We start from the raw sequence: 22,939 nt of genomic DNA on the forward strand, positions 1-22,939 counted from the left end.
CGGGGTGCAGTGTCCCTGAGCGTCCAGCCCACCCGTTTGCAGGAGACAGGGCATGAGTGCAGTGATCGATGACCACGGCCACGCCGGCCATGATGACCACGCCCATGGTCCCGCCAAGGGCCTGATGCGCTGGGTACTGACCACCAACCACAAGGACATCGGCACCCTGTACCTGTGGTTCAGCTTCGCGATGTTCCTGCTGGGCGGCTCCTTCGCCATGGTGATCCGCGCCGAGCTGTTCCAGCCCGGGCTGCAGATCGTCGAGCCGGCGTTTTTCAACCAGATGACCACCATGCATGGCCTGGTGATGGTCTTCGGCGCGGTGATGCCGGCTTTCGTCGGCCTGGCCAACTGGATGATTCCGCTGATGATCGGCGCCCCGGACATGGCCCTGCCGCGGATGAACAACTTCAGCTTCTGGCTGTTGCCGGCGGCCTTCCTGATGCTGGTTTCGACGTTATTCATGCCCGGCGGCGGGCCGAACTTCGGCTGGACCTTCTACGCCCCGCTGTCCACCACCTACGCCCCGGAAAGCGTGACCTTCTTCATTTTCGCCATCCACCTGATGGGTATCAGTTCGATCATGGGGGCGATCAACGTGATCGCCACCATCCTCAACCTGCGTGCCCCGGGCATGACCCTGATGAAGATGCCGCTGTTCGTCTGGACCTGGCTGATCACCGCCTTCCTGCTGATCGCAGTGATGCCGGTGCTGGCCGGTTGCGTGACCATGATGCTGATGGACATTCACTTCGGCACCAGCTTCTTCAGCGCTGCCGGCGGCGGCGACCCGGTGTTGTTCCAGCACGTGTTCTGGTTCTTCGGCCATCCCGAGGTCTACATCATGATCCTGCCGGCCTTCGGCGCCGTCAGCTCGATCATCCCCACCTTCAGCCGCAAGCCGCTGTTCGGCTACACCTCGATGGTCTATGCCACCGGGGCCATCGCCTTCCTGTCGTTCATCGTCTGGGCGCACCACATGTTCGTGGTGGGCATCCCGCTGGTGGGCGAACTGTTCTTCATGTACGCCACCCTGCTGATTGCCGTGCCCACCGGGGTCAAGGTGTTCAACTGGGTGAGCACCATGTGGCAGGGCGCGCTGACGTTCGAGACGCCGATGCTGTTCGCCGTGGCCTTTGTCATTCTGTTCACCATTGGCGGCTTTTCCGGGTTGATGCTGGCCATCGCCCCGGCGGACTTCCAGTACCAGGACACCTACTTCGTGGTGGCGCATTTCCACTACGTGCTGGTGCCGGGGGCGATCTTCGGGATCTTCGCCTCGGCCTATTACTGGTTGCCCAAGTGGACCGGGTACATGTACGACGAAACCCTGGGCAAGCTGCACTTCTGGCTGTCCTTCGTCGGCATGAACATGGCCTTCTTCCCTATGCACTTCGTGGGTCTGGCGGGCATGCCGCGGCGGATTCCGGACTACAACCTGCAGTTCGCCGACTTCAACATGGTGTCCTCCATCGGGGCCTTCACCTTCGGCGCGACGCAGATCTTCTTCCTGTTCATCGTCATCAAGTGCATTCGCGGTGGCAAACCGGCCCCGGCCAAGCCGTGGGAAGGGGCCGAAGGGCTGGAGTGGAGCATTCCATCGCCGGCGCCGTACCACACCTTCGTCACGCCACCGGAAGTGAAATGAACAGCTGTGTTGTAGGAGCGAGCTTGCTCGCGAAGGCGTCGGGCCAGGCGATAGAACGCATCGCCCGGTTCGCCAGCAAGCCGGCTCCTACAGGTTCGGGAGGACGTTGAGATGGCCGAGATCTCGCTGAAGAAGCTGGTGACCCGCCTGTTGCTGGTGGTGGCGGCGATGTTCGTTTTCGGTTTTGCCCTGGTGCCGATCTACGACGTGATGTGCAAGGCCTTGGGCATCAATGGCAAGACCGGCGGGCAGTACGCGGACCAGGGGCAGCAGATCGACGCTTCGCGCCAGGTGCGGGTGCAGTTCCTGTCCACCAACGCCATCGACATGGTCTGGGAGTTCTATCCCAAGTCTGATGACATCGTGGTCCATCCGGGGGCGGTGAACGAGATGGTCTTCATCGCCCGCAACCCCAGCGATCACCCGATGAGCGCCCAGGCCATCCCGAGCATCTCCCCCAGCAGCGCGGCCATGTATTTCCACAAGACCGAGTGCTTCTGCTTTACCCAGCAGGTGCTGCAGCCCGGGGAGAAGATCGAGATGCCGGTGCGTTTCATCGTTGACCGCGACATGCCCAAGGATGTGAAGCACCTGACGCTGGCTTACACGCTGTTCGATATCACCGCGCGTCATCCACCGGTGGCGGTTGCCGCCAAGACCGGTGGATAGACGATCTGGCGTGCCCGATAAGGAGAACAACCCATGGCGACTCATGAGCACTATTACGTTCCTGCCCAGAGCAAGTGGCCGATCATTGCGACGGTGGGCATGTTCGTCACCGTGTTCGGCCTGGCGACCTGGTTCAACGACCTCAAGGCGGCGCGCCCGGAATCCCATGGCCCGCTGATCTTTTTCGTCGGTAGCCTGCTGCTGGCCTACATGCTGTTCGGCTGGTTTGGCGCGGTGATCAAGGAAAGCCGCGCCGGCTTGTACAGTGCTCAGCTGGACCGCTCGTTTCGCTGGGGCATGAGCTGGTTCATCTTTTCCGAAGTGATGTTCTTCCTGGCCTTCTTCGGCGCGCTGTTCTATGTGCGACACCTGTCCGGGCCCTGGCTCGGCGGTGAGGGGAACAAGGGCATCGCCCATATGCTCTGGCCGAACTTCGAGTTCGTCTGGCCCCTGCTCAACAACCCCGATCCGAAACTCTTTCCATCGCCCACGGGCACCATCAGCCCCTGGGGCTTGCCGCTGCTCAACACCGTGCTGCTGGTCAGTTCCAGTGTCACCGTGACCATCGCCCACCATGCCCTGAAGAAAGGCCATCGTGGAGCGCTGAAGATCTGGTTGGCGCTGACCGTGCTGCTGGGTTGCGCCTTCCTCGGCTTCCAGGCCGAAGAGTACATCCACGCCTATCGCGAGCTGGGCCTGACGCTGGGCTCGGGGATCTACGGCGCCACCTTCTTCATGCTCACCGGTTTCCACGGCGCCCACGTGACCATCGGCACCTTGATCCTGTTCGTGATGCTGATGCGTGTCATGCGTGGGCATTTCGACGCCGAACATCAGTTCGGATTTGAAGCGGCCAGCTGGTACTGGCACTTCGTCGATGTGGTGTGGATCGGCCTGTTCGTTTTTGTCTACGTGCTCTGAGGACCTGCAGCGCCCTACCAGGGCGCGTGGGACACCAGCTGGCCGCTGAAGAAACCCCAGGCGATCAAGCCCACGGTGATTGCGGCCAGGCATACCCGAATACTCAAGGCGGTCACCAGGCGTTTGGATTGGCTGTCGTCCTTGACCAGAAAGAACAGGCCGCTGAACAGGCTGATAACCGTGGCAATCAGCATCAGGACGATGGCTGCTTTGAGCATGGTGGGACTCCGGGGGAAACGCGATGTACAGCAGTATAGCGAGTGGATTTCTCAGCCTTGCGGGCCGGTCATGAAAGGCTTCCGGCCGGGAGTCGTGCCGACCCTGGTGGTGCTGTTGCTGCTGCCTGCGCTGGTTTCCCTGGGCTTCTGGCAACTGAGCCGTGGCGAGCAGAAGCGCCAATTGCTGACCAGCTACGCCGAGCGCCGCGCGGCCGAGCCGGTGTCGCTGTTCGAGTTGCTGGCGGTCGAGGACCCGGCCTTTCGCCGGGTGCGCCTGCACGGTCATTTCGATGCCGATCACAGCCTGCTGCTGGACAACCGCCTGCACGACGGCAAGGTCGGGGTCGAGCTGCTGCAACCCTTCCTTGATCAGGCCAGCGGGCGCTGGTTGCTGGTCAATCGTGGCTGGCTGCCCTGGCCCGATCGGCGCACGCCTGCGGCATTCAGCACCCCGGAGCAGAGCCTGAGTCTGGATGCCTGGGTCTACGTTTCTCCGGGCGCGGCGTTCCAGCTGCAGGCCGACCCGGCTGCTGCGCGCTGGCCACGGTTGATCACCGCCGTGAACCCGGAGGCTCTCTGGGCCGAGCTTGGCCGCAGCGGCTTCAACCATGAAGTGCGTCAGGAGTCCGGTGCTGGCGCCTACCTGACCGCGTGGCCGGTGGTGGCCATGGGGCCGGAAAAACACCTGGGCTATGCCGTGCAGTGGTTCGCCATGGCCCTGGCCCTGCTGCTCCTCTATCTCTATTTCGGCTGGCACAACGCACGGGAGAACCGCCATGGGAACGGCCATGAATCCACCCAACATCTCTGACGCCCAGGTGCCCAACCGGCGCCGCGGCCGTTGGCAACTGATCCTGATCCTGCTGATGGTGATCGGTCCGATGATCCTCGCCACCGGCATGTACAAGCTGCAGTTCTGGGTGCCGGAAAGCCGCAGCTATCACGGTGAGCTGATTGGCAATGGCCAGACTCGGGCGCAGATCGGCGTGCAGTCCGAGGAGGCTCGCTGGCAGATCCTGGTCACGGCCCCCAAGGCGTGTGATGCCGATTGCCAGCAATTGGTGTACCTGGCGCGGCAGATTCAGGTGGCCCTGGGCCGCGATGCTTCGCGGGCCAGCCATGCCCTGGCCAGCGCCCAGCCGCTGAGCGCCGAATACCAAGCCAGGCTGCAGCGCGAGTACCCGCAGTTGCAACGCTACCCCCTGGACCTGGTGACCTATGCCAAAGGCGTCAACGACAAGGACGCGCCGCAGCTGTGGATCGTCGACCCCCACAGCAATCTGGTGTTGCGCTACGACGCTCGGGTCAAGGGCAAGGACCTGCTCAATGACCTGCGGCACCTGCTGAAACTGTCGAATATCGGATAAGGGCATCGTCATGGCCAAACCTGGATTTCGCCTCGCGTTGTTTGCCACTTTGCTGGCTCTGATCGTGGTGCTGCTGGGCGCCTACACCCGGCTGACCCATGCGGGCCTGGGCTGCCCGGACTGGCCCGGCTGCTACGGTTTTATCAGCGTGCCCAAAAGCGAAGCCCAACTGGCCCATGCCGAACTGCATTTTCCCGACACCCCGGTGGAAGCCCACAAGGGCTGGAACGAGATGATCCACCGCTATTTCGCCGGCACCCTGGGGCTGTTGATCGTGCTGCTGGCGGCCCGCGCCTGGACCCATCGCCGGCATCCCGGGCAGCCCCTGAAGCTGCCGCTGTTCCTGATGGTGGTGGTGTTTGCCCAGGCGGCCTTCGGCATGTGGACGGTCACCCTCAAGCTCTGGCCGCAAGTGGTCACCGCGCACCTGCTGGGGGGCTTTGCCACCTTGAGCCTGCTGTTCCTGGTGACCTTGCGCTTGTCCGGCGTGCTGCCGGCGCTGATTGTGCCGCGGCGCCTGCAGTACTGGGCAACGGCCGGGCTGGTGCTGGTGATCGGGCAGATCGCCCTGGGCGGCTGGGTCAGCTCCAACTACGCCGCCGTGGCCTGCATCGACCTGCCCACCTGCCATGGCCAGTGGTGGCCGAACATGGATTTCGCCAACGGCTTTCACCTGACCCAGCACATCGGCCCCAACTACCTGGGCGGACAATTGGACAGTGACGCCCGCACCGCCATCCACATGACCCACCGGGTCGGCGCGGTGCTGGTGACCCTGGTGTTGCTGGGGCTGGCCTGGCAACTCCGGCAAACCGGCATGACCCGCCTGGCCGGGCTGGTGCTGGTGGCGCTGGCGGCGCAGGTCAGCCTGGGCATCAGCAACGTGCTGTTCCATTTGCCACTGCCGGTGGCGGTGGCGCACAACGCCGGGGGCGCGGCGCTGCTGCTGACCCTGGTGCTGGTCAACTATCACGCCCGTACCAGCCTGGTGCAGGCCCGGGATCGCCTGCCCCTGGGCTGGCGTCTCAGCCCGCGCAAACAGATGGCGGGTCCCATCACCATCAAAGGAGAGATGCCATGGCGACTCTGATCAGCGAACGTCAGCATCCCCAGGCCATCTGGCGCGATTACCTGGAGCTGACCAAACCCAAGGTGGTGGTGCTGATGCTGATCACCTCCCTGGTGGGCATGTTCCTCGCCACCCGCGCCGGGGTGCCGTGGACAGTGCTGGTGTTCGGCAACCTGGGCATTGCCCTGTGTGCGGGTGGCGCGGCGGCGGTGAACCATGTGGTGGACCGACGCATCGACGCGCTGATGGCCCGGACCCACAAACGGCCCCTGGCCCAAGGCCGGGTTTCACCCCGGGCGGCCTTGGCGTTCGCCCTGTGCCTCGCGTTGGCCGGGCAAGCGCTGCTGCTGGCGTTTACCAATCCGCTCACGGCCTGGCTGACCCTGGCGTCCTTGCTGGGCTACGCGGTGGTCTACACCGGCTTTCTGAAACGCGCGACGCCGCAGAACATCGTGATCGGCGGGCTGGCCGGTGCGGCGCCGCCGCTGCTGGGCTGGGTTGCTGCTACCGGGCACTTGAGCGCCGAGCCGCTGCTGCTGGTGCTGATCATTTTCGCCTGGACCCCGCCGCACTTCTGGGCCCTGGCCATCCATCGCAAGGAGGAATACGCCAAGGCCGATATCCCGATGCTGCCGGTGACCCACGGTGAGCACTACACCAAGGTGCACATCCTGCTCTATACCTTTGCCCTGCTGGCGGTGAGCCTGCTGCCCTATGCCATCCACATGAGCGGCGTGCTGTACCTGGTGTGCGCTTTGCTTCTGGGCGGGCGCTTCCTGCAATGGGCCTGGGTGCTGTACCGTGGCACTCGGCCGCACGCGGCGATCAACACCTTCAAGTACTCTATTTACTACTTGTTCCTGCTGTTCATCGCCCTGCTCGTAGACCACTACCTATTGTTGAACCTATGACTCGAACTCAGAAAACCGTCTTTATTCTCGTTGCGCTGGTGGCCCTGATCCTGGGGCTGACCGTCAACAAAGTACTGTCCGGCAAGGGTCAGGGCGATCCCACCGCATTGATCGACGCCGGTATCATCCTCCTGCCCCAGAGCCGTACCCTGCCTGCGGTGAAGATGCTCGACCAGGACGGCCAGCCCGTGGTGATCGATGAGTTGAAGGGCAAGTGGTCGCTGCTGTTCTTCGGCTACACCTTCTGCCCGGACATCTGCCCCACCACCCTGGCCCAACTGCGGCAGATCAAGAGTGAGCTGCCCAAGGAGGCGGTGGACAAGCTGCAGGTGATTCTGGTCAGCGTCGACCCCAACCGCGATACGCCGCAGCAGCTCAAGCAGTACCTGGGCTACTTCGACAAGGACTTCAAGGGCCTGACCGCTGCCTCGGTGGAAGACCTGCAGAAACTGGCCAACGCGGTGAGCATTCCCTTCATTCCGGCGGACACCAGCAAGCCCAACTACACCGTGGACCACAGTGGCAACCTCGCGGTGATCGGTCCGGACGGCCACCAGCGTGGCTTTATCCGCGCACCGTTGAACAACCAGAAGCTGGTGGCCCAATTGCCGGTGATGTTGCAGCGCCAATAACGCGGCATGCTTGAACCGCTGAACCGCTGAACCCTGTAGCCGCTGCCGCAGGCTGCGATCGGCCTCGAAGAGGACGCATGCTTGAGGCCCTCGGAAGGCGCTTCGCGCCTTATCGCAGCCTTCGGCAGCGGCTACAAACAAAACGGGGCGCCCAAGGCGCCCCGTTTGTATTTCTGCAACCGATCAGAACGCTGGCAGTACGGCGCCTTTGTACTTCTCGAGAATGAATTGCTTCACTTCTGGGCTGTGCAGGGCGGCGACCAGTTTCTTCATGGCGTCCGAGTCCTTGTCGTCAGGACGGGCGACCAGGATGTTCACGTAAGGCGAATCCTTGCCTTCGATCACCAGGGCATCCTTGGAAGGGTCCAGCTTGGCCTGCAGGGCGTAGTTGGTGTTGATCAGGGCCAGGTCGACCTGAGTCAGCACGCGGGGGATGGTGGCGGCTTCCAGTTCGCGGAACTTCAGGTCCTTGGAGTTCTCGGTGATGTCCTTGATGGTGGCCAGGATGTTGTTGGAATCCTTGAGCTTGATCAGGCCGGCCTTGTCCAGCAGCAACAGGGCGCGACCGCCGTTGGTGGCGTCGTTGGGGATCACCACGGTGGCGCCGCCTGGCAATTCGGAGAGTTGCTTGTATTTGCTGGAGTAGGCGCCCAGGGGTTCCAGGTGCACGCCGGCCACGCTCACCAGCTTGGTGCCTTTGGCCTTGTTGAACTCATCCAGGTATGGCTGGTGCTGGAAGAAGTTGGCGTCCAGGCGTTTCTCGGCCACTTGCACGTTGGGCTGCACGTAGTCGGTGAAGACCTTGACCTTCAGGTCCACGCCTTCTTTGGCCAGGGCCGGTTTGACGAATTCCAGGATCTCGGCGTGGGGCACCGGTGTGGCGGCCACGGTCAGGGTTTCGGCGGCGTGCGCGGAGAACGCGGCAACGGCTGCGAAAGCGACGAGTAGTTTTTTCATCGAACAAGCTCCTTGTAAGTCGCCCGACCCCGGGCGCCTGCCGGCCGGAGCCGGCGATTGCAATTATTTGCGGGAAAAGTGCACCACCAGCTTATCGCCAACGGTTTGCAGAACCTGAACCAACACAATCAGCATCACCACGGTCACCACCATCACATCGTCCTGGAAACGCTGGTAACCATAACGAATGGCCAGGTCACCGAGGCCGCCTGCACCCACGACACCGGCCATGGCGGTGTAGCCGACCAGGGCGATGGCGGTGACCGTGATCGCCGCGATGATACCGGGGCAGGCTTCGGGCAGCAGGGCGTTCATGATGATCTGCCGGGTCGTGGCGCCCATGGCCTGGGTAGCCTCGATAATGCCGCGATCCACTTCACGCAGAGCGGTTTCTACCAAGCGCGCGAAGAAGGTGGAAGCGCCCACCACCAGCGGAGGGATGGCGCCCGCCACACCCAGGGAGGTGCCCGTGATGAGGATAGTGGTCGGAATCATCACAATCAGCAGGATGATGAACGGCAGCGAACGGATGGCGTTGACCACAAAGCCCAGGATCGAATAGACATTTTTCTGTTCCAGCAACTGCCTTGGGCTGCACAGGAACAGTAAGACCCCCAGCGGCAGGCCGACCAGTACGGTGAATACCAGGGACGTGCTGAGCATGACCATGGTGTCGCTGGTCGCCACTCCGATATCGGCCCAGTCAACGTTGTCGAAGTAATGCAGTAAGCCGCTCATTAGCGCAGCACCTCCATGTGGACATCCGCCGCGGTGAAGCGGGCGAAGGCCGCTTCCATGTCACCGCCGGTGATGGCCAGGGTCAGTTGCCCGTAAGGGGTGTCTTTGATGCGGTCGATGCGTCCGGCGAGGATGCTGTAGTCGACCCCGGTCTCCCGGGCCACAGTGCCCAGCAGCGGTGCGTAGGTGGAATCGCCCTGGAAAGTCAGGCGCACGATACGCCCCGGGACGTGGGCGAAGTCGTCGCGTTGCTCGTTCTCGTCGATCTGCTCGTCTTCCTGGACGAAGCGTTTGGTGGTCGGGTGCTTGGGGTGCAGGAACACCTCGGCCACCGAGCCCTGTTCGACGATCTGGCCGGCGTCCATGACCGCCACTTGGTCACAGACGCGACGGATCACGTCCATTTCGTGGGTGATCAGAACGATGGTCAGGTTCAGCTCGCGATTGATCTCGGCCAGCAGTTGCAGGACCGAGGCCGTGGTCTGCGGATCGAGGGCGCTGGTGGCTTCGTCGCACAGCAGGATCTTTGGCTTGGTGGCCAGGGCACGGGCGATGCCGACGCGCTGTTTCTGGCCGCCGGACAGTTGTGCCGGGTATTTCTTGGCGTGGTCGGACAGGCCGACCCGCTCCAGCAACTCAGCCACACGGCGTTCGATGTCGCTGCGCGACAGCTCGCCGGCCAGGGTCAGGGGCAAGGCGACGTTGTCAGCCACAGTCTTGGAGGACAGCAGATTGAAGTGCTGGAAGATCATCCCGACCTGTTGGCGGAAGCGGCGCAGGCCGTTGGCGTCCAGCGCGGTGACTTCTTCACCGTCGACGATGATCGTGCCGCCGCTGGGGTTTTCCAGGCGGTTGATCAGGCGCAGCAGCGTGCTTTTGCCCGCGCCGGAATGACCGATCAGGCCGAACACCTGACCATTCTCGACCCGAAGACTGGTCGGGTGCAGGGCGGGAATATCCTTACCGGCGACCCGGTAGGTTTTATGGACGTTTTGAAACTCGATCACGTAGCGAACCTTGTGGGGCGCGTTAGAAAAGGATCAGCGGTTAGCCGGGCGCGCATTTTAGCCTGTCCGTATAGAGGTTCTTAGCATTTATTTCGCAATCATCCTGCCATTTGGCAATAACGCGATCAAAGGTCATAAAAAAGGAACGCTCGCGGTTTCTCGTCAGTCACTACTTAAGCCACTCGAAAAGCCCCAGGTGCCGTGCCTGCGGGCCTGTGTTCACGAAGCCCCGGCGCGCCAGGGACTTCGCCAACGAGGAGTTTTTGTCTGATGAGTACGAAAAAGCCCAATGCCCCGAAAAGCCAGATGGCCGGGACCGATACCCTGGACCGGGGCAACAGCAACACCAAGTTACAGAGCCTGGAGCCGTTCCGCTCCGACGCCACGGGCCAGGCCCTGCGGACCAATCAGGGGGTGAAGGTCGCTGACAACCAGAACAGCCTCAAGGCGGGCGCTCGTGGTCCTTCGCTGCTGGAAGACTTCATCATGCGGGAGAAGATCACCCACTTCGACCATGAGCGGATTCCCGAGCGCATCGTCCACGCCCGGGGTGTTGGCGCCCATGGCTACTTCCAGAGCTACGACAATCATTCGGCGCTGACCAAGGCCGGTTTCCTGCGCGATCCGCAGAAGAAGACCCCGGTGTTCGTGCGCTTTTCCACGGTCCAGGGGCCAAGAGGCTCCGGCGATACCGTGCGTGATGTCCGGGGATTTGCAGTGAAGTTCTTCACCGACGAGGGCAACTTCGACCTGGTGGGCAACAACATGCCGGTGTTCTTCATCCAGGACGCCATCAAGTTCCCCGACTTCGTGCATGCGGTGAAACCCGAGCCGCATAACGAAATCCCCACCGGCGGTTCGGCCCACGACACCTTCTGGGACTTCGTCTCCCTGCAGCCGGAGTCGGCACACATGGTGATCTGGGCCATGTCCGACCGGGCCATTCCGAAAAGCCTGCGCAGCATGCAGGGGTTTGGCGTGCACACCTTCCGTTTGATCAACGCCGAGGGGCGTTCGAGCTTCGTCAAGTTTCACTGGCGGCCCACCGCCGGTACTTGTTCCCTGGTCTGGGATGAGGCGCAAAAGCTGGCGGGCAAGGACACGGACTTCCATCGCCGTGACCTGTGGGAGTCCATCGAGGCCGGCGATTACCCGGAGTGGGAGTTCGGCGTGCAGATCATCGCCGAAGAAGACGAGCACCGCTTCGACTTCGACATTCTCGACCCCACCAAGCTGATTCCCGAGGAGCTGGTGCCGATCACGCCCCTGGGCAAGATGGTGCTCGACCGCAACCCCGACAATTATTTTGCCGAAACCGAGCAGGTCGCCTTCTGCCCGGGGCACATCGTGCCGGGGATCGATTTCTCCAACGACCCGTTGCTGCAAGGGCGGCTGTTTTCCTACACCGATACGCAGATCAGTCGCCTGGGTGGGCCGAACTTTCATGAGCTGCCCATCAACCGACCGCTGACCCCTTTGCACAATGGTCAGCGTGACGCCATGCACCGCAGCACCATCGACAGGGGGCGGGCTGCCTACGAGCCGAACTCCATTGATGGGGGCTGGCCGAAAGAAACCCCGCCGGCGGCCCAGGATGGTGGTTTCGAGAGTTATAACGAGCGCATCGATGCCCACAAGATCCGCCAGCGCAGCGAGTCGTTCGGCGATCATTTCTCCCAGGCGCGGCTGTTCTTCAACAGCATGAGCAAGCACGAGCAGGAACACATCATCGCGGCCTACAGCTTCGAGCTGGGCAAGGTCGAGCGGCAGTGGATCCGTGAGCGGCAGGTAAACGAAATTCTCGCCAACATCGATCTGCACCTGGCCGCTCGTGTGGCCGAGAACCTGGGCCTGGCGGCGCCGAAGAAGGCCACTGTGGCTGAGCGCAAGACGTCGCTGACACGCTCGCCGGCCCTGAGCCAGGCGAACCTGCTGCCGGGTCATATCAAAACGCGGAAAGTGGCGATTCTTGCGGCCAACGGCGTTGATGGTGCAGCGATTGACGCGTTGAAGAAGGCTCTCAAGGCTGAAGGGGCGCACGCCAAGCTGTTAGGGCCAACCTCGGCACCGGTTATCAGCGCGGATGGCAAGCGCCTGTCGGTGGATGCTTCCATGGAGGGCCTGCCGTCAGTGGCGTTCGACGCGGTGTTCGTGCCGGGCGGCGCGCAGTCGATCAAGACCCTGAGCGGCAATGGTGTGGCGCTGCATTACCTGTTGGAGGCCTACAAACATCTCAAGGCCATCGCCTTGCACGGCGAAGCCCGGGAGCTGCTGGCGGTGCTCAATCTGGAAGCGGACAAGGGCTTGATCGTTGGAGGAGATGCCAAGGCACTCAAAGCGTTCTTTGCCGCCATTGGGCAGCATCGGGTCTGGGATCGAGAGGAAAAGGCCAAGGCAACCCCGGCCTGAACAAACTTTCGCCGACCAGCCCGCTCCCGATAGGAGCCGGCTTGCCGGCGAAGGCTTTACTGCGCCTTGCGCGGGCTCAAGACCATCTGCGCCGGTACATGGCGCACGATCTGCCGGCTGATCTTCTGTTCAAAGTCCGGGTCGAGCTTCTTCACCCGCTTGCCGAGCAAGGTCGACAGCCAGGGATAATCCTCGGTGCGCGGCACCTGGATGCTCACGTCGCACTGATAATTCACCACATCGGTGGCCAGCGCATCGAGCTGATGACGCAGCTTGCGGATATCGGTGACGTTCAAGGCGATGGTGGTGCTCTGGGCCGCAGGATCGATCAGCTTGGCCGCTGGGCGCGCTTCGGCAGCCTTCAAGGCGGCTTCGGCCTGGTCCAGCTCGGCCTTGCGTGCATGGGCGATGGCGTTGTTGACCCCACCGGTCAGCGCCGGGGCCTTGGGCATCAGCGCCCGAGCCCGACTCAGGGCTGTGGCCGCGGCATTCACATCGCCCTTTTGCAGGACGATCTGGCTGCGCTGCAGATAGGCTTCGGCAATCTGCCGCTGGTATTGCACCAACTGTGGGTCGTCAGGCGTTTGTGCCTGCAGTGCACTGAGTTGGTCTTCAGCGGTGGCCAGCTCACTGCTGGCAATGTTTTGTTCCAGCTGCGCGATGGCCGAGGCCCGCGCATCGGGGACCTGGGTGGTCGCCGGTGGCGTGCTTTGGCAGGCCCCCAGCAGCAGGGAGAATGCGACAAGGAGCAGATAACGGGAGGCGAACGGCTTCATTCCTGCGACTCTCTAATTGCGCAAAAAGCGAGCAAGTCTACACCCCTCGACGGGGCAGAACAAAACTCAGCAGAAACAATGCGGCGGCCGTGACCACGATCGACGGCCCGGCCGGGGTGTCCTTGAACCAGGACAGCGCCAGCCCGCCGCACACCGCGAGCATGCCCAGCAGGCTTGCGCCCAGGGCCATCTGCTCCGGCGAACGGGCGTGACGCTGTGCCGCAGCGGCCGGGATGATCAGCAACGAGGTAATCAGCAATACCCCGACAATCTTCATCGCCACCGCAATCACCACGGCAATCAACAGCATCAGCGCCAGGCGCAGCGCAGCCACGGGCAGGCCTTCGACCTTGGCCAACTCCTCGTGCACGGTGATTGCCAGCAGGGGCCGCCACAGTGCCACCAGCAGCAACAGCACCGCTGCGCTGCCGCCGAGAATCCACGCCAGATCGCCCGGGCTGATCGCCAGCAGGTCACCGAACAGGTAGGCCATCAGGTCGATTCGCACTTCATGCATGAAGCTTAGTACCACCAGGCCCAGGGACAGGGTGCTGGGAGCAAGAATCCCCAGCAGCGTGTCGGATGCCAGAGGCTGGCGTTGTTGCAGGGTCACCAGCAGCACCGCCAGCAACAGGCAACCTACGGTGACGGCCACGGCGGGGCTGACATCCAGCAGGAAACCCAGGGCGACTCCCAGGAGCGCAGCATGGGACAGGGTGTCGCCAAAGTAGGCCATGCGCCGCCAGACCACGAAGGACCCCAAGGGGCCGGCAACCACCGCCAGGGCCAAACCTGCGAGCAGGGCGTAGAGCAGAAAATCAGCCATGCTTGCAGTTTTCTCCGTGGACATGGGGGTGGCCCGAGGCGGGCTGGGTGACCACCGAGCCATGCAGGTCATGGGCGTGATCGTGATGGTGGTGGTAGATCGCCAGGCTTGGTGCGTTCTTGCCAAACAGTTCGACGAAGGCGGGATCGCCGCTGACCTGTTCGGGGTGGCCCGAGCAGCAGACGTGGCGGTTCAGGCAGACCACCTGGTCGGTGGTGCTCATTACCAGATGCAAGTCATGGGAGACCATCAGCACGCCGCAGCCATGCCGGTCCCGCAGGCGGGTGATCAGGCTGTAGAGCTCGGCCTGGCCGGCGACGTCAACGCCTTGTACCGGCTCGTCGAGCACCAGCAGTTCAGGCTCGCGCAGCAATGCCCGGGCCAGCAGCACGCGCTGCATTTCGCCGCCGGAAATGCTTTGCACCGGGCTGTCGATCACCTGCTCGGCGCCGACTTCCTTGAGGGCTGCCAAGGCTCGGCTGCGATCCACGCCCGGCACCAGGCGCAGAAAGCGCAGTACCGACAGGGGCAGGGTCGGGTCGACATGGAGCTTTTGCGGCATGTAGCCGACCCGCAGCTTGGGCTTGCGCCAGACGCTGCCGCTGTCGGGCTTGAGCAGGCCCAGTACGGCGCGCACCAAGGTGGTCTTGCCGGCGCCGTTGGGGCCGATGAGGGTCACGATCTGCCCGGGCTCGACGCTGAGCTGGATGTTGTCCAGGACGTTCTGCCCGGCAAAGGTCACCCCGACCTGCTCGAGGCGGATCAACGCAGTGCTCATCAAGCCCCCTGGCAGCCCGAGCAGAGTCCGACCACTTCGACGGTCTGGCCCTCGACCACGAAGCCGACGTCGCGGGCGCTGGTGATGATGGCGTCGCTGATGGATTTCTGTTCGAGCTCGATGGCGGCGTGGCATTCGCGACAGATCAGGAACTGACCCTGGTGCGCGTGTTCCGGGTGGTTGCAGCCGACGAAGGCGTTAAGCGAGGCGATGCGGTGTACCAGGCCGTTTTCCAGGAGGAAATCCAGGGCCCGGTAAACCGTTGGCGGGGCGGCGCGACGACCGTCCTGCTCGCTGAGTACGGCGAGAATGTCGTAAGCCCCCAGGGGCTTGTGGCTTTGCCACACCAACTCCAGTACCCGCCGACGCAGGGCGGTCAGGCGCAGGCCTTGCCGTGCGCACAGGGCGTCGGCCTCAGACAGTGCGCTGTGTACGCAGTGAGAGTGGTCGTGTGGACGGCTGGCAAGGGGTGTTTTAGGCATGAGCGGCGACGAGGTTTGTGAGAGACGTTATTATGTTACCCGTTCTCGCCTCTTCGAGTGTCCATCGTGCCCACACTTTTTCGCCTTTTTGTCGCTTTTACCTTCAGCTTGTTCGCGATCGGCTCGGCCCAGGCCGAAGTCCGGGTACTCACCAGCATCAAGCCGCTGCAACTGATCGCGGCGGCGGTGCAGGACGGCGTTGCGGTTCCTGAGGTGCTGCTGCCGCCGGGTGCGTCGCCGCACAACTATGCGCTGCGTCCGTCGGACGTACGCAAGGTGCAGAGTGTGGACCTGCTGTACTGGATCGGACCGGACATGGAGGGTTTTCTGCCGCGGGTCCTTAAGGGGCGCAGCCTGCCCTCGGTGGCGGTGCAGGATCTGCCGGGCATGAAGCTTCGCCATTTCGCCGAAGATAGCCACTCGCATGCCGAAGAAGCCGACGAACATGATCACGATCATCGCCCGGGGACCCTGGATGCCCACCTGTGGCTGTCGCCGGTGAATGCCCGGGTGATCGCAACGCGTATCGCTGCGGACTTGAGTGCTGCCGACCCGGTCAACGCTGCCCGTTACCAGAGCAACCTGAAAGCATTCAATGAGCGTCTGGATGCCCTGGATACCCGTTTGAAGGCTCGTCTGGCGGGGATCGCCGGCAAGCCCTACTTCGTGTTCCATGAGGCATTCGATTACTTCGAGGACGCTTATGGCCTCAAGCACGCCGGGGTGTTCAGCGTTGCTGCGGAAGTGCAGCCGGGTGCGCAGCACGTGGCGGCCATGCGCGCGCGCTTGCAGCAGGTGGGCAAGACCTGTGTGTTCAGCGAGCCGCCTCTGCGTCCACGGCTGGCCGAGACGTTGGTGGCCGGCTTGCCGGTGAAACTGGCGGAGCTGGATGCGCTGGGTGGTTATACGCCCGCGACCGCTCAGGGCTATGAGCAGGTGCTGGAGAAATTGGGGAACGATCTGGCGGGCTGTCTGGAGCAGCTTTAAGCAGGGATTGTTGCGGGATGACTTTCGCGGGCCAGCCCGCTCCTACAGAGTGCACCTGTAGGAGCGGGCTGGCCCGCGAAAAGTTTTACAGGGCGAACGGCAGCGTGAGGCTGACCTGTTGCCGCTGTGCCAGACGCTGCTGGAACTCCATTGGATCGTGAATCAGTACGTCCTGGCCGGCGAAACTCTCGGCGGCAATCAGTCGTGACAGCCAGAAGCGTACGCAGGCCACCCGCAGCATGGTCGGCCAGAGTTCGGCCTCGGCCGCAGTGAATGGCCGCAGCGCCGCATAGGCACCCAACAGCGCCCGGGCCCGTGGTCCGTCGATCACGCCTTCGGCGTCGGAGCACCAGTCGTTCAAGGCAATGGCCACGTCGTAGAGCATCGGCCCCGAGCAAGCGTTGTAGAAGTCGATCAGGCCGGTCAGATGGGTGCCTTCGAACATCGCGTTGTCGCGAAACAGATCGGCGTGGATGTTGGCCCGAGGCAAGGCAAGGATCCCGGTCTTCTGTTCGGTGATTTCATCCAGCGCCCGCTGCAGCAGATCTTGAGCGGGAGCATCGAGGTGCGACAATAGCTGGGTGCCCTCTTCCTGCATCCAGTCCAGGCCACGATCAGTCTTGCGTTTGATCATGTTGTCCTTGGTCGCCACGTGCAGATGCCCGAGCAACTCACCCACCTGAGAGCAATGCTGGGCGTTGGCTTCCTTGATGTGCTTGCCCGCCAGGCGCGGTTGCAGCAACGCCGGTTTGCCAGCCAATTCCCGCAGGGCCACGCCGTCTGTGGTGCGCAGTGCATAAGGCACCGGCAGGTCGGCCTGGTGCAGCACGTCCAGCAGTTCGATGAAGAACGGCATTTCCTGGACCGGGCCGCGCTCCACCAGGGTCAGGACGAACTCGCCCTGCTCCAGGCTGATGAAGAAGTTGGTGTTTTCGCTACCAGCGGCGATCCCCTGGAAGTCAAGCAGGCGGCCGAGCCCATAAGGGGCGAGAAAGGTTTCCAGCTCGGGCCGAGCCAGGGGGGTGAACACAGACATGGTTAAAAACTGCCAGTACGGGCGCCGCTATCGAGCCAGCGCCAATGAGTTGAAGTCGGAGTGGTTTACCACTCAAAGATTTTCCACGAAGGGATCAGCATATCCGGCTGATCCGAACGGATGAAGTTGCCGTCGGAGCCATCGGCGCGCACCAGGAAGTAGGGTTTACCGCCCTTGGGCGTGACTTTGATGGCGTACAGAAAGCCATTTTGCCGGTATTCCTGGATGGTCTTGTCGCCTTCCGTGCGAATGGTCACTTCCGGGTCCGCTGACGGCGCATCTTCTGCGGCGATCACGGCCATTGGAGCGATTGCAATCAAGCCGGCCAGCAGCAAGCGATTTAGTGTGCGCATGATAACCTTGTCCCTTTGTCGTCAACGGTCCCGCTATTCTAGCGCCGGACCCGCCGAAAAGGTTGATCCTGCTCATGAGCCAAGCCCCCCTCGTCCTGGTGGACGGTTCTTCATATCTGTACCGCGCGTTTCACGCGTTGCCACCTCTGACCACCTCCAAAGGCCTGCCTACCGGCGCGGTCAAGGGCGTGCTGAACATGCTCAAGAGCCTGCGCAAGCAGTACCCGGACAGCCCGTTCGCGGTGGTGTTCGATGCCAAGGGCGGGACCTTCCGCGATGACATGTACGCCCAATACAAGGCCAACCGCCCGAGCATGCCCGATGACATGCGGGTGCAGATCGAGCCGCTGCACGCCAGCGTGATCGCCCTGGGCTTCCCGCTGCTGTGCGTAGAAGGGGTCGAGGCCGATGACGTGATCGGCACCCTGGCCCGCAGCAGCGCGGCGGCGGATCGCCCGGTGGTGATTTCCACCGGCGACAAGGACATGGCTCAGTTGGTCGACGGGCACATTACCTTGGTCAACACCATGTCCGGTAGCAGCATGGATGTGGAAGGCGTGAAGGAGAAATTCGGCGTCGCTCCCGAGCAGATCATCGATTACCTGGCACTGATGGGCGATTCTTCCGACAACATTCCGGGCGTACCGGGTATTGGTCCGAAGACGGCTTCCGGTTTGCTGGTCGGGGTCAATGGCGGCCTGAAGGAGCTCTACGAGCAGCTTGATATCGTGCCGACCCTGCCGATTCGCGGCGCCAAGACCTTGCCGGCCAAGCTGGAAGAGCACAAGGAAATGGCCTTTCTCTCCTATCAGTTGGCGACCATCAAAGTAGACGTGGCCCTGGATGTGGGGCTGGATGACCTGCACTTGCGCGAGCCCGACCGCGAGAAACTGGCGGAGCTCTACAGCCTGCTGGAATTCAAGAGCTGGCTCGATGATTTGCAGCGTGACGCCAAGCGCGTCGAGCTCAGCTCTGCCGAGGCGCCTGAGGCGGTTGCAGAGCAACCGGCAGCGGCGGAGCAGGCGCCACTTGAGTTGCAGTACGAAACCATCCTCGACCAGGAGCGTTTTGCGGTCTGGCTGGAGAAGCTGAAAAACGCCAAGCTGATTGCGTTCGATACCGAGACCACCGGTATCGATGCACAACAGGCGCAACTGGTGGGGCTGTCCTTCTCGGTCAAGGCCGGGGAAGCGGCCTACGTTCCGTTGACCCACTCCTATATGGGCGTTCCGGAGCAGCTGGATCGCGACACTGTGCTGCTGGCTTTGAAGCCGTTGCTGGAAGATCCCAAGCTGCTCAAGGTCGGTCAGCACGCCAAGTTCGACATGAACATCCTGGCCAATTGCGCCATAGGTGGCGATCAGGCCAATGGCATCACCGTGCGCGGCATTGCCTTCGACACCATGCTCGAATCCTACGTGCTCAACTCCACCGCCACTCGCCATGACATGGACAGCCTGGCGCAGAAGTACCTGGACCACAGCACCGTGAGCTTCCAGGACATCGCCGGCAAGGGCGCCAAACAGCTGACTTTCGATCAGATCCCCCTTGAGCAGGCGGGGCCCTATGCTGCTGAAGATGCCGATGTGACCTTGCGTCTGCACCAGGTGCTGTTCGAGAAGCTGACAGCCATTCCGAGCCTGGCCAGCGTATTGACCGATATCGAGATGCCGCTGGTGCCGGTCCTGGCGCGTATCGAGCGTCAGGGCGCTCTGGTGGACGACAAGCTGCTGGGGATTCAGAGCATCGAGCTGGGGGACAAGATGGTTGCCCTTGAGCGCGAGGCTTTCGAGATCGCGGGTGAGGAGTTCAACCTGGGCTCGCCCAAGCAACTGGGGACGATTCTCTACGACAAACTCGGCCTGCCGGTGCTGAAAAAGACCGCCAAGGGCCAGCCTTCTACGGCTGAAGAGGTGTTGGCCAAGCTCGCCGAAGACGACTATCCGCTGCCCCGGGTGTTGATGCAGTACCGCTCCATGAGCAAGCTGAAAAGCACCTACACCGATCGCCTGCCTGAGCAGATCAACCCGCGCACGGGGCGTATCCACACTTCCTATCATCAGGCTGTGGCGTCTACCGGGCGTCTGTCCTCCAGTGATCCGAACCTGCAGAACATCCCGGTGCGCACCGCGGAAGGTCGGCGTATTCGCCAGGCCTTTATCGCCCCGGCCGGCTATAAGCTGCTGGCGGCGGACTATTCGCAGATCGAGTTGCGGATCATGGCGCACTTGTCCCGGGACGAAGGTCTGCTCAATGCCTTCCGCAACAACCTGGATGTGCACACCGCTACGGCTGCCGAAGTGTTCAAGGTGGAGCTCCAGGACGTTACGTCCGATCAGCGCCGCAGTGCCAAGGCCATCAACTTTGGTCTGATCTATGGCATGGGCGCGCAGAAGCTGGGCAAGGATATCGGCGTCGATACCAAGCAGGCCAAGGCCTACATCGATACCTATTTCGCCCGCTATCCGGGGGTTCGCGAGTATATGGACCGTACCCGTGCCCAGGCGGCTGACCAAGGGTATGTGGAGACCATCTTCGGTCGCCGGCTGTACCTGCCGGAGATCAACTCCAACAAGCCGCAGGAGCGTGCCGGGGCCGAGCGCACCGCGATCAACGCGCCGATGCAGGGCACGGCGGCAGATATCATCAAGAAGGCCATGGTGGCGGTGGACAACTGGCTGGAGTCCTCGGGGCTGGATGCCCGGGTCATTCTGCAAGTACACGACGAACTGGTGCTGGAAGTGCGTGAGGACCTGGTGGATCAAGTACGTGATGAGATTCGCGGCTACATGAGCGGTGCCGCAACCCTGGATGTGCCGTTATTGGTTGAAGTCGGCGTGGGAAATAACTGGGATGAGGCCCACTAAGGGCTCTTTTAAGCGGTTTTTGCCGCGGCATAGTGTCGCGGTAAAAGCTGGCCAGGGGCTATTAGCACGGAAAATTTCATCGTTTATTGCCAATAGTTTTTGCAATCCGCCGGAACTAAATCGGTGAAAGCTCACTCAGAGTTACTGAATGGCTGGTGAAGCCCTTCGATGCTCCTATGTTGTGTTAAGTGTTGGCAGATATCTGGACCCCGCCCTAGCGGTCTAGAACTTGAACCCCGAACTTCCCCCTCCCCATACGAAGTCCGGGGTTTTTTTTGCCTGAAAATTGCCTGCGCGGCGACCATGCTGCGTTAAAAAGCGGCGGGAAATGCTCATTTAGGCCCCTAAACTCCGCTTTCCCGCCGCTTTTTGCCTTGCCTGATCACCGCGCAGACAATTTGAAACTCTTTCTCAGGCCTCGGTTTCGGCGCCTTTGTCGGCCAGTTCCATCCAGCCTGCCAGCACGGTGTAGGCCTCTTCCAGGCCCATGCGCTTGGGGGCCGAGAACAGTTGGATGGTGACCGCTTCGCCCCAGCCCTTGCGGATCTGCGACTGCACCTTGAGCAGGGTGTTCTTGGCTGCGCCATAGGTCAGTTTGTCGGCCTTGGTCAGCAGGATGTGCATCGGCATGCCGCTGGCGACCGCCCAGTCCAGCATCAACAGGTCGAAGTCGGTCATGGGATGACGGATATCCATCATCAGGATCAAGCCCTTAAGGCTCTCGCGGCTGCCCAGGTAAGCTTCCAAGTGGCGCTGCCAGTGCTGCTTCAGCGGGATCGGTACTTTGGCGTAACCATAGCCCGGCAGGTCGACCAGACGGCGATCGTCGTCTAGTTTGAAGAAGTTCAACAACTGCGTGCGACCCGGGGTTTTCGAGGTGCGTGCCAGGCTGGCGTGGGTCAGGGTGTTCAGGGCGCTGGATTTACCGGCGTTGGAGCGCCCGGCAAAGGCCACTTCAAAGCCGTCATCGTCAGGACATTGATCGACTTTGGCGGCGCTGAGCATGAACGTAGCCTGTTGGCACAGACCGAGGATGGGGTTCTTGAGTTGCATGGGATTTCCGATAGGGGCGATGCCGAGAGTGGACGCGGCGAGCGGTGTCGTTTCCGTTTCAGTAACGCCAGTATATAATGCCGCAGATTTTGTGTGCGCTTTGTCCCAGCGTAGGATGAAGTTCACGAGAGCGATAAACCTTGAATGCGCATTAGAACGCAGCACGCTCTCAACCCTGAAAAGGTCGTTTTATGACGAAATGGCTGCTAGCTGCCGGTGTCTTGATGCCGCTTTACAGCGCTCAGGCTACACAGGATCCGGAAGCTGTGTACAACCGTGTTTGTGGGGCTTGTCATTCCGGCCAACTACCCACGGCGCCCCGCAAGGGCGACCAGGAAGCTTGGGCGCCGAGGTTGGCGCAAGGTATGGAGACGCTGGTGCAACACGTGACCCAGGGTTTCAAGGCGATGCCGCCGCGTGGTTTGTGCATGGACTGCAGTGCCGAGGATTACCGAGCCATCATCCATTGGATGAGCGAGTGATTCCGGTCCATAACTCTTAACCCTTAGCCGTAGTTGGATTAGCTGATGAACAAATTACTCGTGAGTCTGCTGTTGACCTTGGGCATCACAGGTGTCGCCCATGCCGCAGGCGACGCTGCTGCCGGTCAGGCGAAAACCGCAGTATGTGGCGCTTGCCACGGCCCTGATGGGAACAGCATGGCGCCAAACTTTCCCAAGCTGGCGGGTCAGGGGGAAAAGTATCTGGAGAAGCAGCTGCACGACATCAAGTCCGGCAAGCGGCAAGTGCTGGAAATGACCGGTATGCTGACCAATCTGAACGATCAGGACCTGGCTGACATCGCCGCCTACTTCGCCAGCCAGAAAGGCAGCGTCGGCGCCGCTGATCCTAAAGTCGTGGCCCGTGGTGAAGAACTCTTCCGGGGCGGCAAGCTGGATCAAGGCATGCCTGCCTGCACCGGCTGCCATGCGCCAAATGGCGCCGGTAACGCAGCGGCCGGCTTCCCTCACCTGGGTGGGCAGCACGCACAATATGTGGCCAAGCAGCTGACCGACTTCCGCGAAGGCAACCGCACCAATGACGGCGATACCATGGTCATGCGCAGTATCGCCGCCAAGTTGAGCAACAAAGACATCGAGGCGGTGTCCAGCTATATTCAGGGCCTGCACTAAGGCCTGCTCGATCAAGTTGCCGAGGGTGTTGAGCCGCGGCAACGTTAATGATCGATTAATCTGACGGTGCAAGCATAAAGGGTGGCTCAGGCCGCCCTTTTT

At 62.1% G+C, this 22,939-nt stretch carries 24 protein-coding genes; 13 read left to right on the top strand and 11 right to left on the bottom strand.

All coding sequences use genetic code 11. The annotated features are described in order from the left end of the window. Positions 1–52 precede the first annotated feature (52 nt). The 3 genes from ctaD (at position 53) to LOY69_RS00320 (ending at position 3,238) form a co-directional block, all read left to right on the top strand. Positions 53–1,648, top strand: a complete 1,596-nt coding sequence (ctaD, locus tag LOY69_RS00310; protein ID WP_102881437.1) for a cytochrome c oxidase subunit I — start codon at positions 53–55, stop codon at positions 1,646–1,648. Between the two features lie 111 nt (positions 1,649–1,759). Then, on the top strand, positions 1,760–2,317 hold the full coding sequence (locus LOY69_RS00315; protein ID WP_102862478.1) for a cytochrome c oxidase assembly protein: 558 nt from the start codon (positions 1,760–1,762) through the stop codon (positions 2,315–2,317). A gap of 33 nt (positions 2,318–2,350) precedes the next feature. Then, positions 2,351–3,238: a cytochrome c oxidase subunit 3 gene (locus tag LOY69_RS00320; RefSeq protein ID WP_102881438.1), complete on the top strand. Its 888-nt coding sequence runs from the start codon at positions 2,351–2,353 to the stop codon at positions 3,236–3,238. A gap of 14 nt (positions 3,239–3,252) precedes the next feature. Here the strand turns inward: LOY69_RS00320 and LOY69_RS00325 are convergent, their stop codons facing one another. Further along, positions 3,253–3,456, bottom strand: a complete 204-nt coding sequence (locus LOY69_RS00325) for a twin transmembrane helix small protein (protein ID WP_016967712.1) — start codon at positions 3,454–3,456, stop codon at positions 3,253–3,255. A 70-nt stretch (positions 3,457–3,526) separates the two neighbouring features. Here LOY69_RS00325 and LOY69_RS00330 point away from each other — a divergent pair, with 70 nt between their 5' ends. From LOY69_RS00330 to LOY69_RS00350, 5 genes are read left to right on the top strand one after another with little or no spacing between them, the layout of a single operon-like run. Then, positions 3,527–4,267, top strand: a complete 741-nt coding sequence (locus LOY69_RS00330) for an SURF1 family protein (RefSeq protein ID WP_110594124.1) — start codon at positions 3,527–3,529, stop codon at positions 4,265–4,267. Beyond that, positions 4,233–4,823, top strand: a complete 591-nt coding sequence (locus LOY69_RS00335) for a hypothetical protein (protein WP_110594123.1) — start codon at positions 4,233–4,235, stop codon at positions 4,821–4,823. The genes LOY69_RS00330 and LOY69_RS00335 overlap by 35 nt, the downstream gene beginning before the upstream one ends. 10 nt (positions 4,824–4,833) lie before the next feature. Continuing rightward, positions 4,834–5,913: a COX15/CtaA family protein gene (locus tag LOY69_RS00340; protein WP_265073985.1), complete on the top strand. Its 1,080-nt coding sequence runs from the start codon at positions 4,834–4,836 to the stop codon at positions 5,911–5,913. Next, a complete protein-coding gene (gene cyoE / locus LOY69_RS00345) occupies positions 5,901–6,803 on the top strand; it encodes a heme o synthase (RefSeq protein ID WP_102862482.1) in 903 nt (300 codons plus the stop codon). The genes LOY69_RS00340 and cyoE overlap by 13 nt, the downstream gene beginning before the upstream one ends. Further along, complete coding sequence (locus tag LOY69_RS00350) at positions 6,800–7,435, top strand: SCO family protein (protein WP_102862483.1); 636 nt, start codon at positions 6,800–6,802, stop codon at positions 7,433–7,435. The genes cyoE and LOY69_RS00350 overlap by 4 nt, the downstream gene beginning before the upstream one ends. Before the next feature lie 183 nt (positions 7,436–7,618). Here the strand turns inward: LOY69_RS00350 and LOY69_RS00355 are convergent, their stop codons facing one another. The 3 genes from LOY69_RS00355 to LOY69_RS00365 form a co-directional block, all read right to left on the bottom strand. Then, complete coding sequence (locus LOY69_RS00355; protein WP_102862484.1) at positions 7,619–8,392, bottom strand: MetQ/NlpA family ABC transporter substrate-binding protein; 774 nt, start codon at positions 8,390–8,392, stop codon at positions 7,619–7,621. A gap of 63 nt (positions 8,393–8,455) precedes the next feature. Further along, positions 8,456–9,130, bottom strand: coding sequence for a methionine ABC transporter permease (locus LOY69_RS00360; protein WP_102862485.1), 675 nt, complete (start codon positions 9,128–9,130; stop codon positions 8,456–8,458). Further along, complete coding sequence (locus tag LOY69_RS00365) at positions 9,130–10,137, bottom strand: methionine ABC transporter ATP-binding protein (RefSeq protein ID WP_102862486.1); 1,008 nt, start codon at positions 10,135–10,137, stop codon at positions 9,130–9,132. The genes LOY69_RS00360 and LOY69_RS00365 overlap by 1 nt, the downstream gene beginning before the upstream one ends. A 270-nt stretch (positions 10,138–10,407) precedes the next feature. On the opposite strand from LOY69_RS00365, the gene katE reads away from it, so the two are divergent. Continuing rightward, entirely contained in the window at positions 10,408–12,546 is a 2,139-nt protein-coding gene (gene katE, locus LOY69_RS00370; RefSeq protein ID WP_265073986.1) for a catalase HPII, read from the top strand. 56 nt (positions 12,547–12,602) lie between these two features. Here katE and LOY69_RS00375 read toward each other — a convergent pair whose 3' ends face one another. Genes LOY69_RS00375 through zur form a run of 4 tightly spaced genes read right to left on the bottom strand, consistent with a single transcriptional unit; the run spans position 12,603 to position 15,408 of the window. After that, positions 12,603–13,322, bottom strand: a complete 720-nt coding sequence (locus LOY69_RS00375) for a PA5502 family lipoprotein (protein ID WP_102881442.1) — start codon at positions 13,320–13,322, stop codon at positions 12,603–12,605. Between the two features lie 37 nt (positions 13,323–13,359). After that, complete coding sequence (znuB, locus tag LOY69_RS00380) at positions 13,360–14,148, bottom strand: zinc ABC transporter permease subunit ZnuB (protein WP_102881443.1); 789 nt, start codon at positions 14,146–14,148, stop codon at positions 13,360–13,362. Continuing rightward, complete coding sequence (gene znuC / locus LOY69_RS00385; RefSeq protein WP_102881444.1) at positions 14,141–14,926, bottom strand: zinc ABC transporter ATP-binding protein ZnuC; 786 nt, start codon at positions 14,924–14,926, stop codon at positions 14,141–14,143. The genes znuB and znuC overlap by 8 nt, the downstream gene beginning before the upstream one ends. Further along, entirely contained in the window at positions 14,926–15,408 is a 483-nt protein-coding gene (zur, locus tag LOY69_RS00390; protein ID WP_060836879.1) for a zinc uptake transcriptional repressor Zur, read from the bottom strand. The genes znuC and zur overlap by 1 nt, the downstream gene beginning before the upstream one ends. Before the next feature lie 57 nt (positions 15,409–15,465). On the opposite strand from zur, the gene LOY69_RS00395 reads away from it, so the two are divergent. After that, positions 15,466–16,395 (top strand): zinc ABC transporter substrate-binding protein ZnuA, encoded by a 930-nt coding sequence (locus tag LOY69_RS00395; RefSeq protein ID WP_110652533.1) that lies wholly within the window; start codon positions 15,466–15,468, stop codon positions 16,393–16,395. An 85-nt stretch (positions 16,396–16,480) separates the two neighbouring features. Here the strand turns inward: LOY69_RS00395 and LOY69_RS00400 are convergent, their stop codons facing one another. Further along, positions 16,481–17,431: a homoserine kinase gene (locus LOY69_RS00400; RefSeq protein ID WP_110594119.1), complete on the bottom strand. Its 951-nt coding sequence runs from the start codon at positions 17,429–17,431 to the stop codon at positions 16,481–16,483. A 65-nt stretch (positions 17,432–17,496) separates the two neighbouring features. Continuing rightward, positions 17,497–17,784 carry a DUF2782 domain-containing protein gene (locus tag LOY69_RS00405; protein WP_102862493.1) on the bottom strand — a complete coding sequence of 96 codons (288 nt, stop codon included), beginning with the start codon at positions 17,782–17,784 and terminating at the stop codon, positions 17,497–17,499. A 74-nt stretch (positions 17,785–17,858) separates the two neighbouring features. On the opposite strand from LOY69_RS00405, the gene polA reads away from it, so the two are divergent. Beyond that, on the top strand, positions 17,859–20,651 hold the full coding sequence (polA, locus tag LOY69_RS00410; RefSeq protein ID WP_265073987.1) for a DNA polymerase I: 2,793 nt from the start codon (positions 17,859–17,861) through the stop codon (positions 20,649–20,651). 411 nt (positions 20,652–21,062) lie between these two features. On the opposite strand, the gene yihA is transcribed toward polA, so the two are convergent. Next, on the bottom strand, positions 21,063–21,704 hold the full coding sequence (gene yihA, locus LOY69_RS00415) for a ribosome biogenesis GTP-binding protein YihA/YsxC (RefSeq protein WP_060836883.1): 642 nt from the start codon (positions 21,702–21,704) through the stop codon (positions 21,063–21,065). Positions 21,705–21,895: 191 nt separating this feature from the next. Here yihA and LOY69_RS00420 point away from each other — a divergent pair, with 191 nt between their 5' ends. After that, positions 21,896–22,186, top strand: coding sequence for a c-type cytochrome (locus LOY69_RS00420; protein WP_016963939.1), 291 nt, complete (start codon positions 21,896–21,898; stop codon positions 22,184–22,186). Positions 22,187–22,231: 45 nt separating this feature from the next. Further along, positions 22,232–22,837 (top strand): c-type cytochrome, encoded by a 606-nt coding sequence (locus LOY69_RS00425; protein ID WP_102862496.1) that lies wholly within the window; start codon positions 22,232–22,234, stop codon positions 22,835–22,837. The last annotated feature ends 102 nt before the right edge of the window (positions 22,838–22,939 follow it).

The organism is Pseudomonas sp. B21-059, assembly GCF_026016285.1.
GTDB classification, from domain to species: Bacteria; Pseudomonadota; Gammaproteobacteria; order Pseudomonadales; family Pseudomonadaceae; genus Aquipseudomonas; species Aquipseudomonas danubii.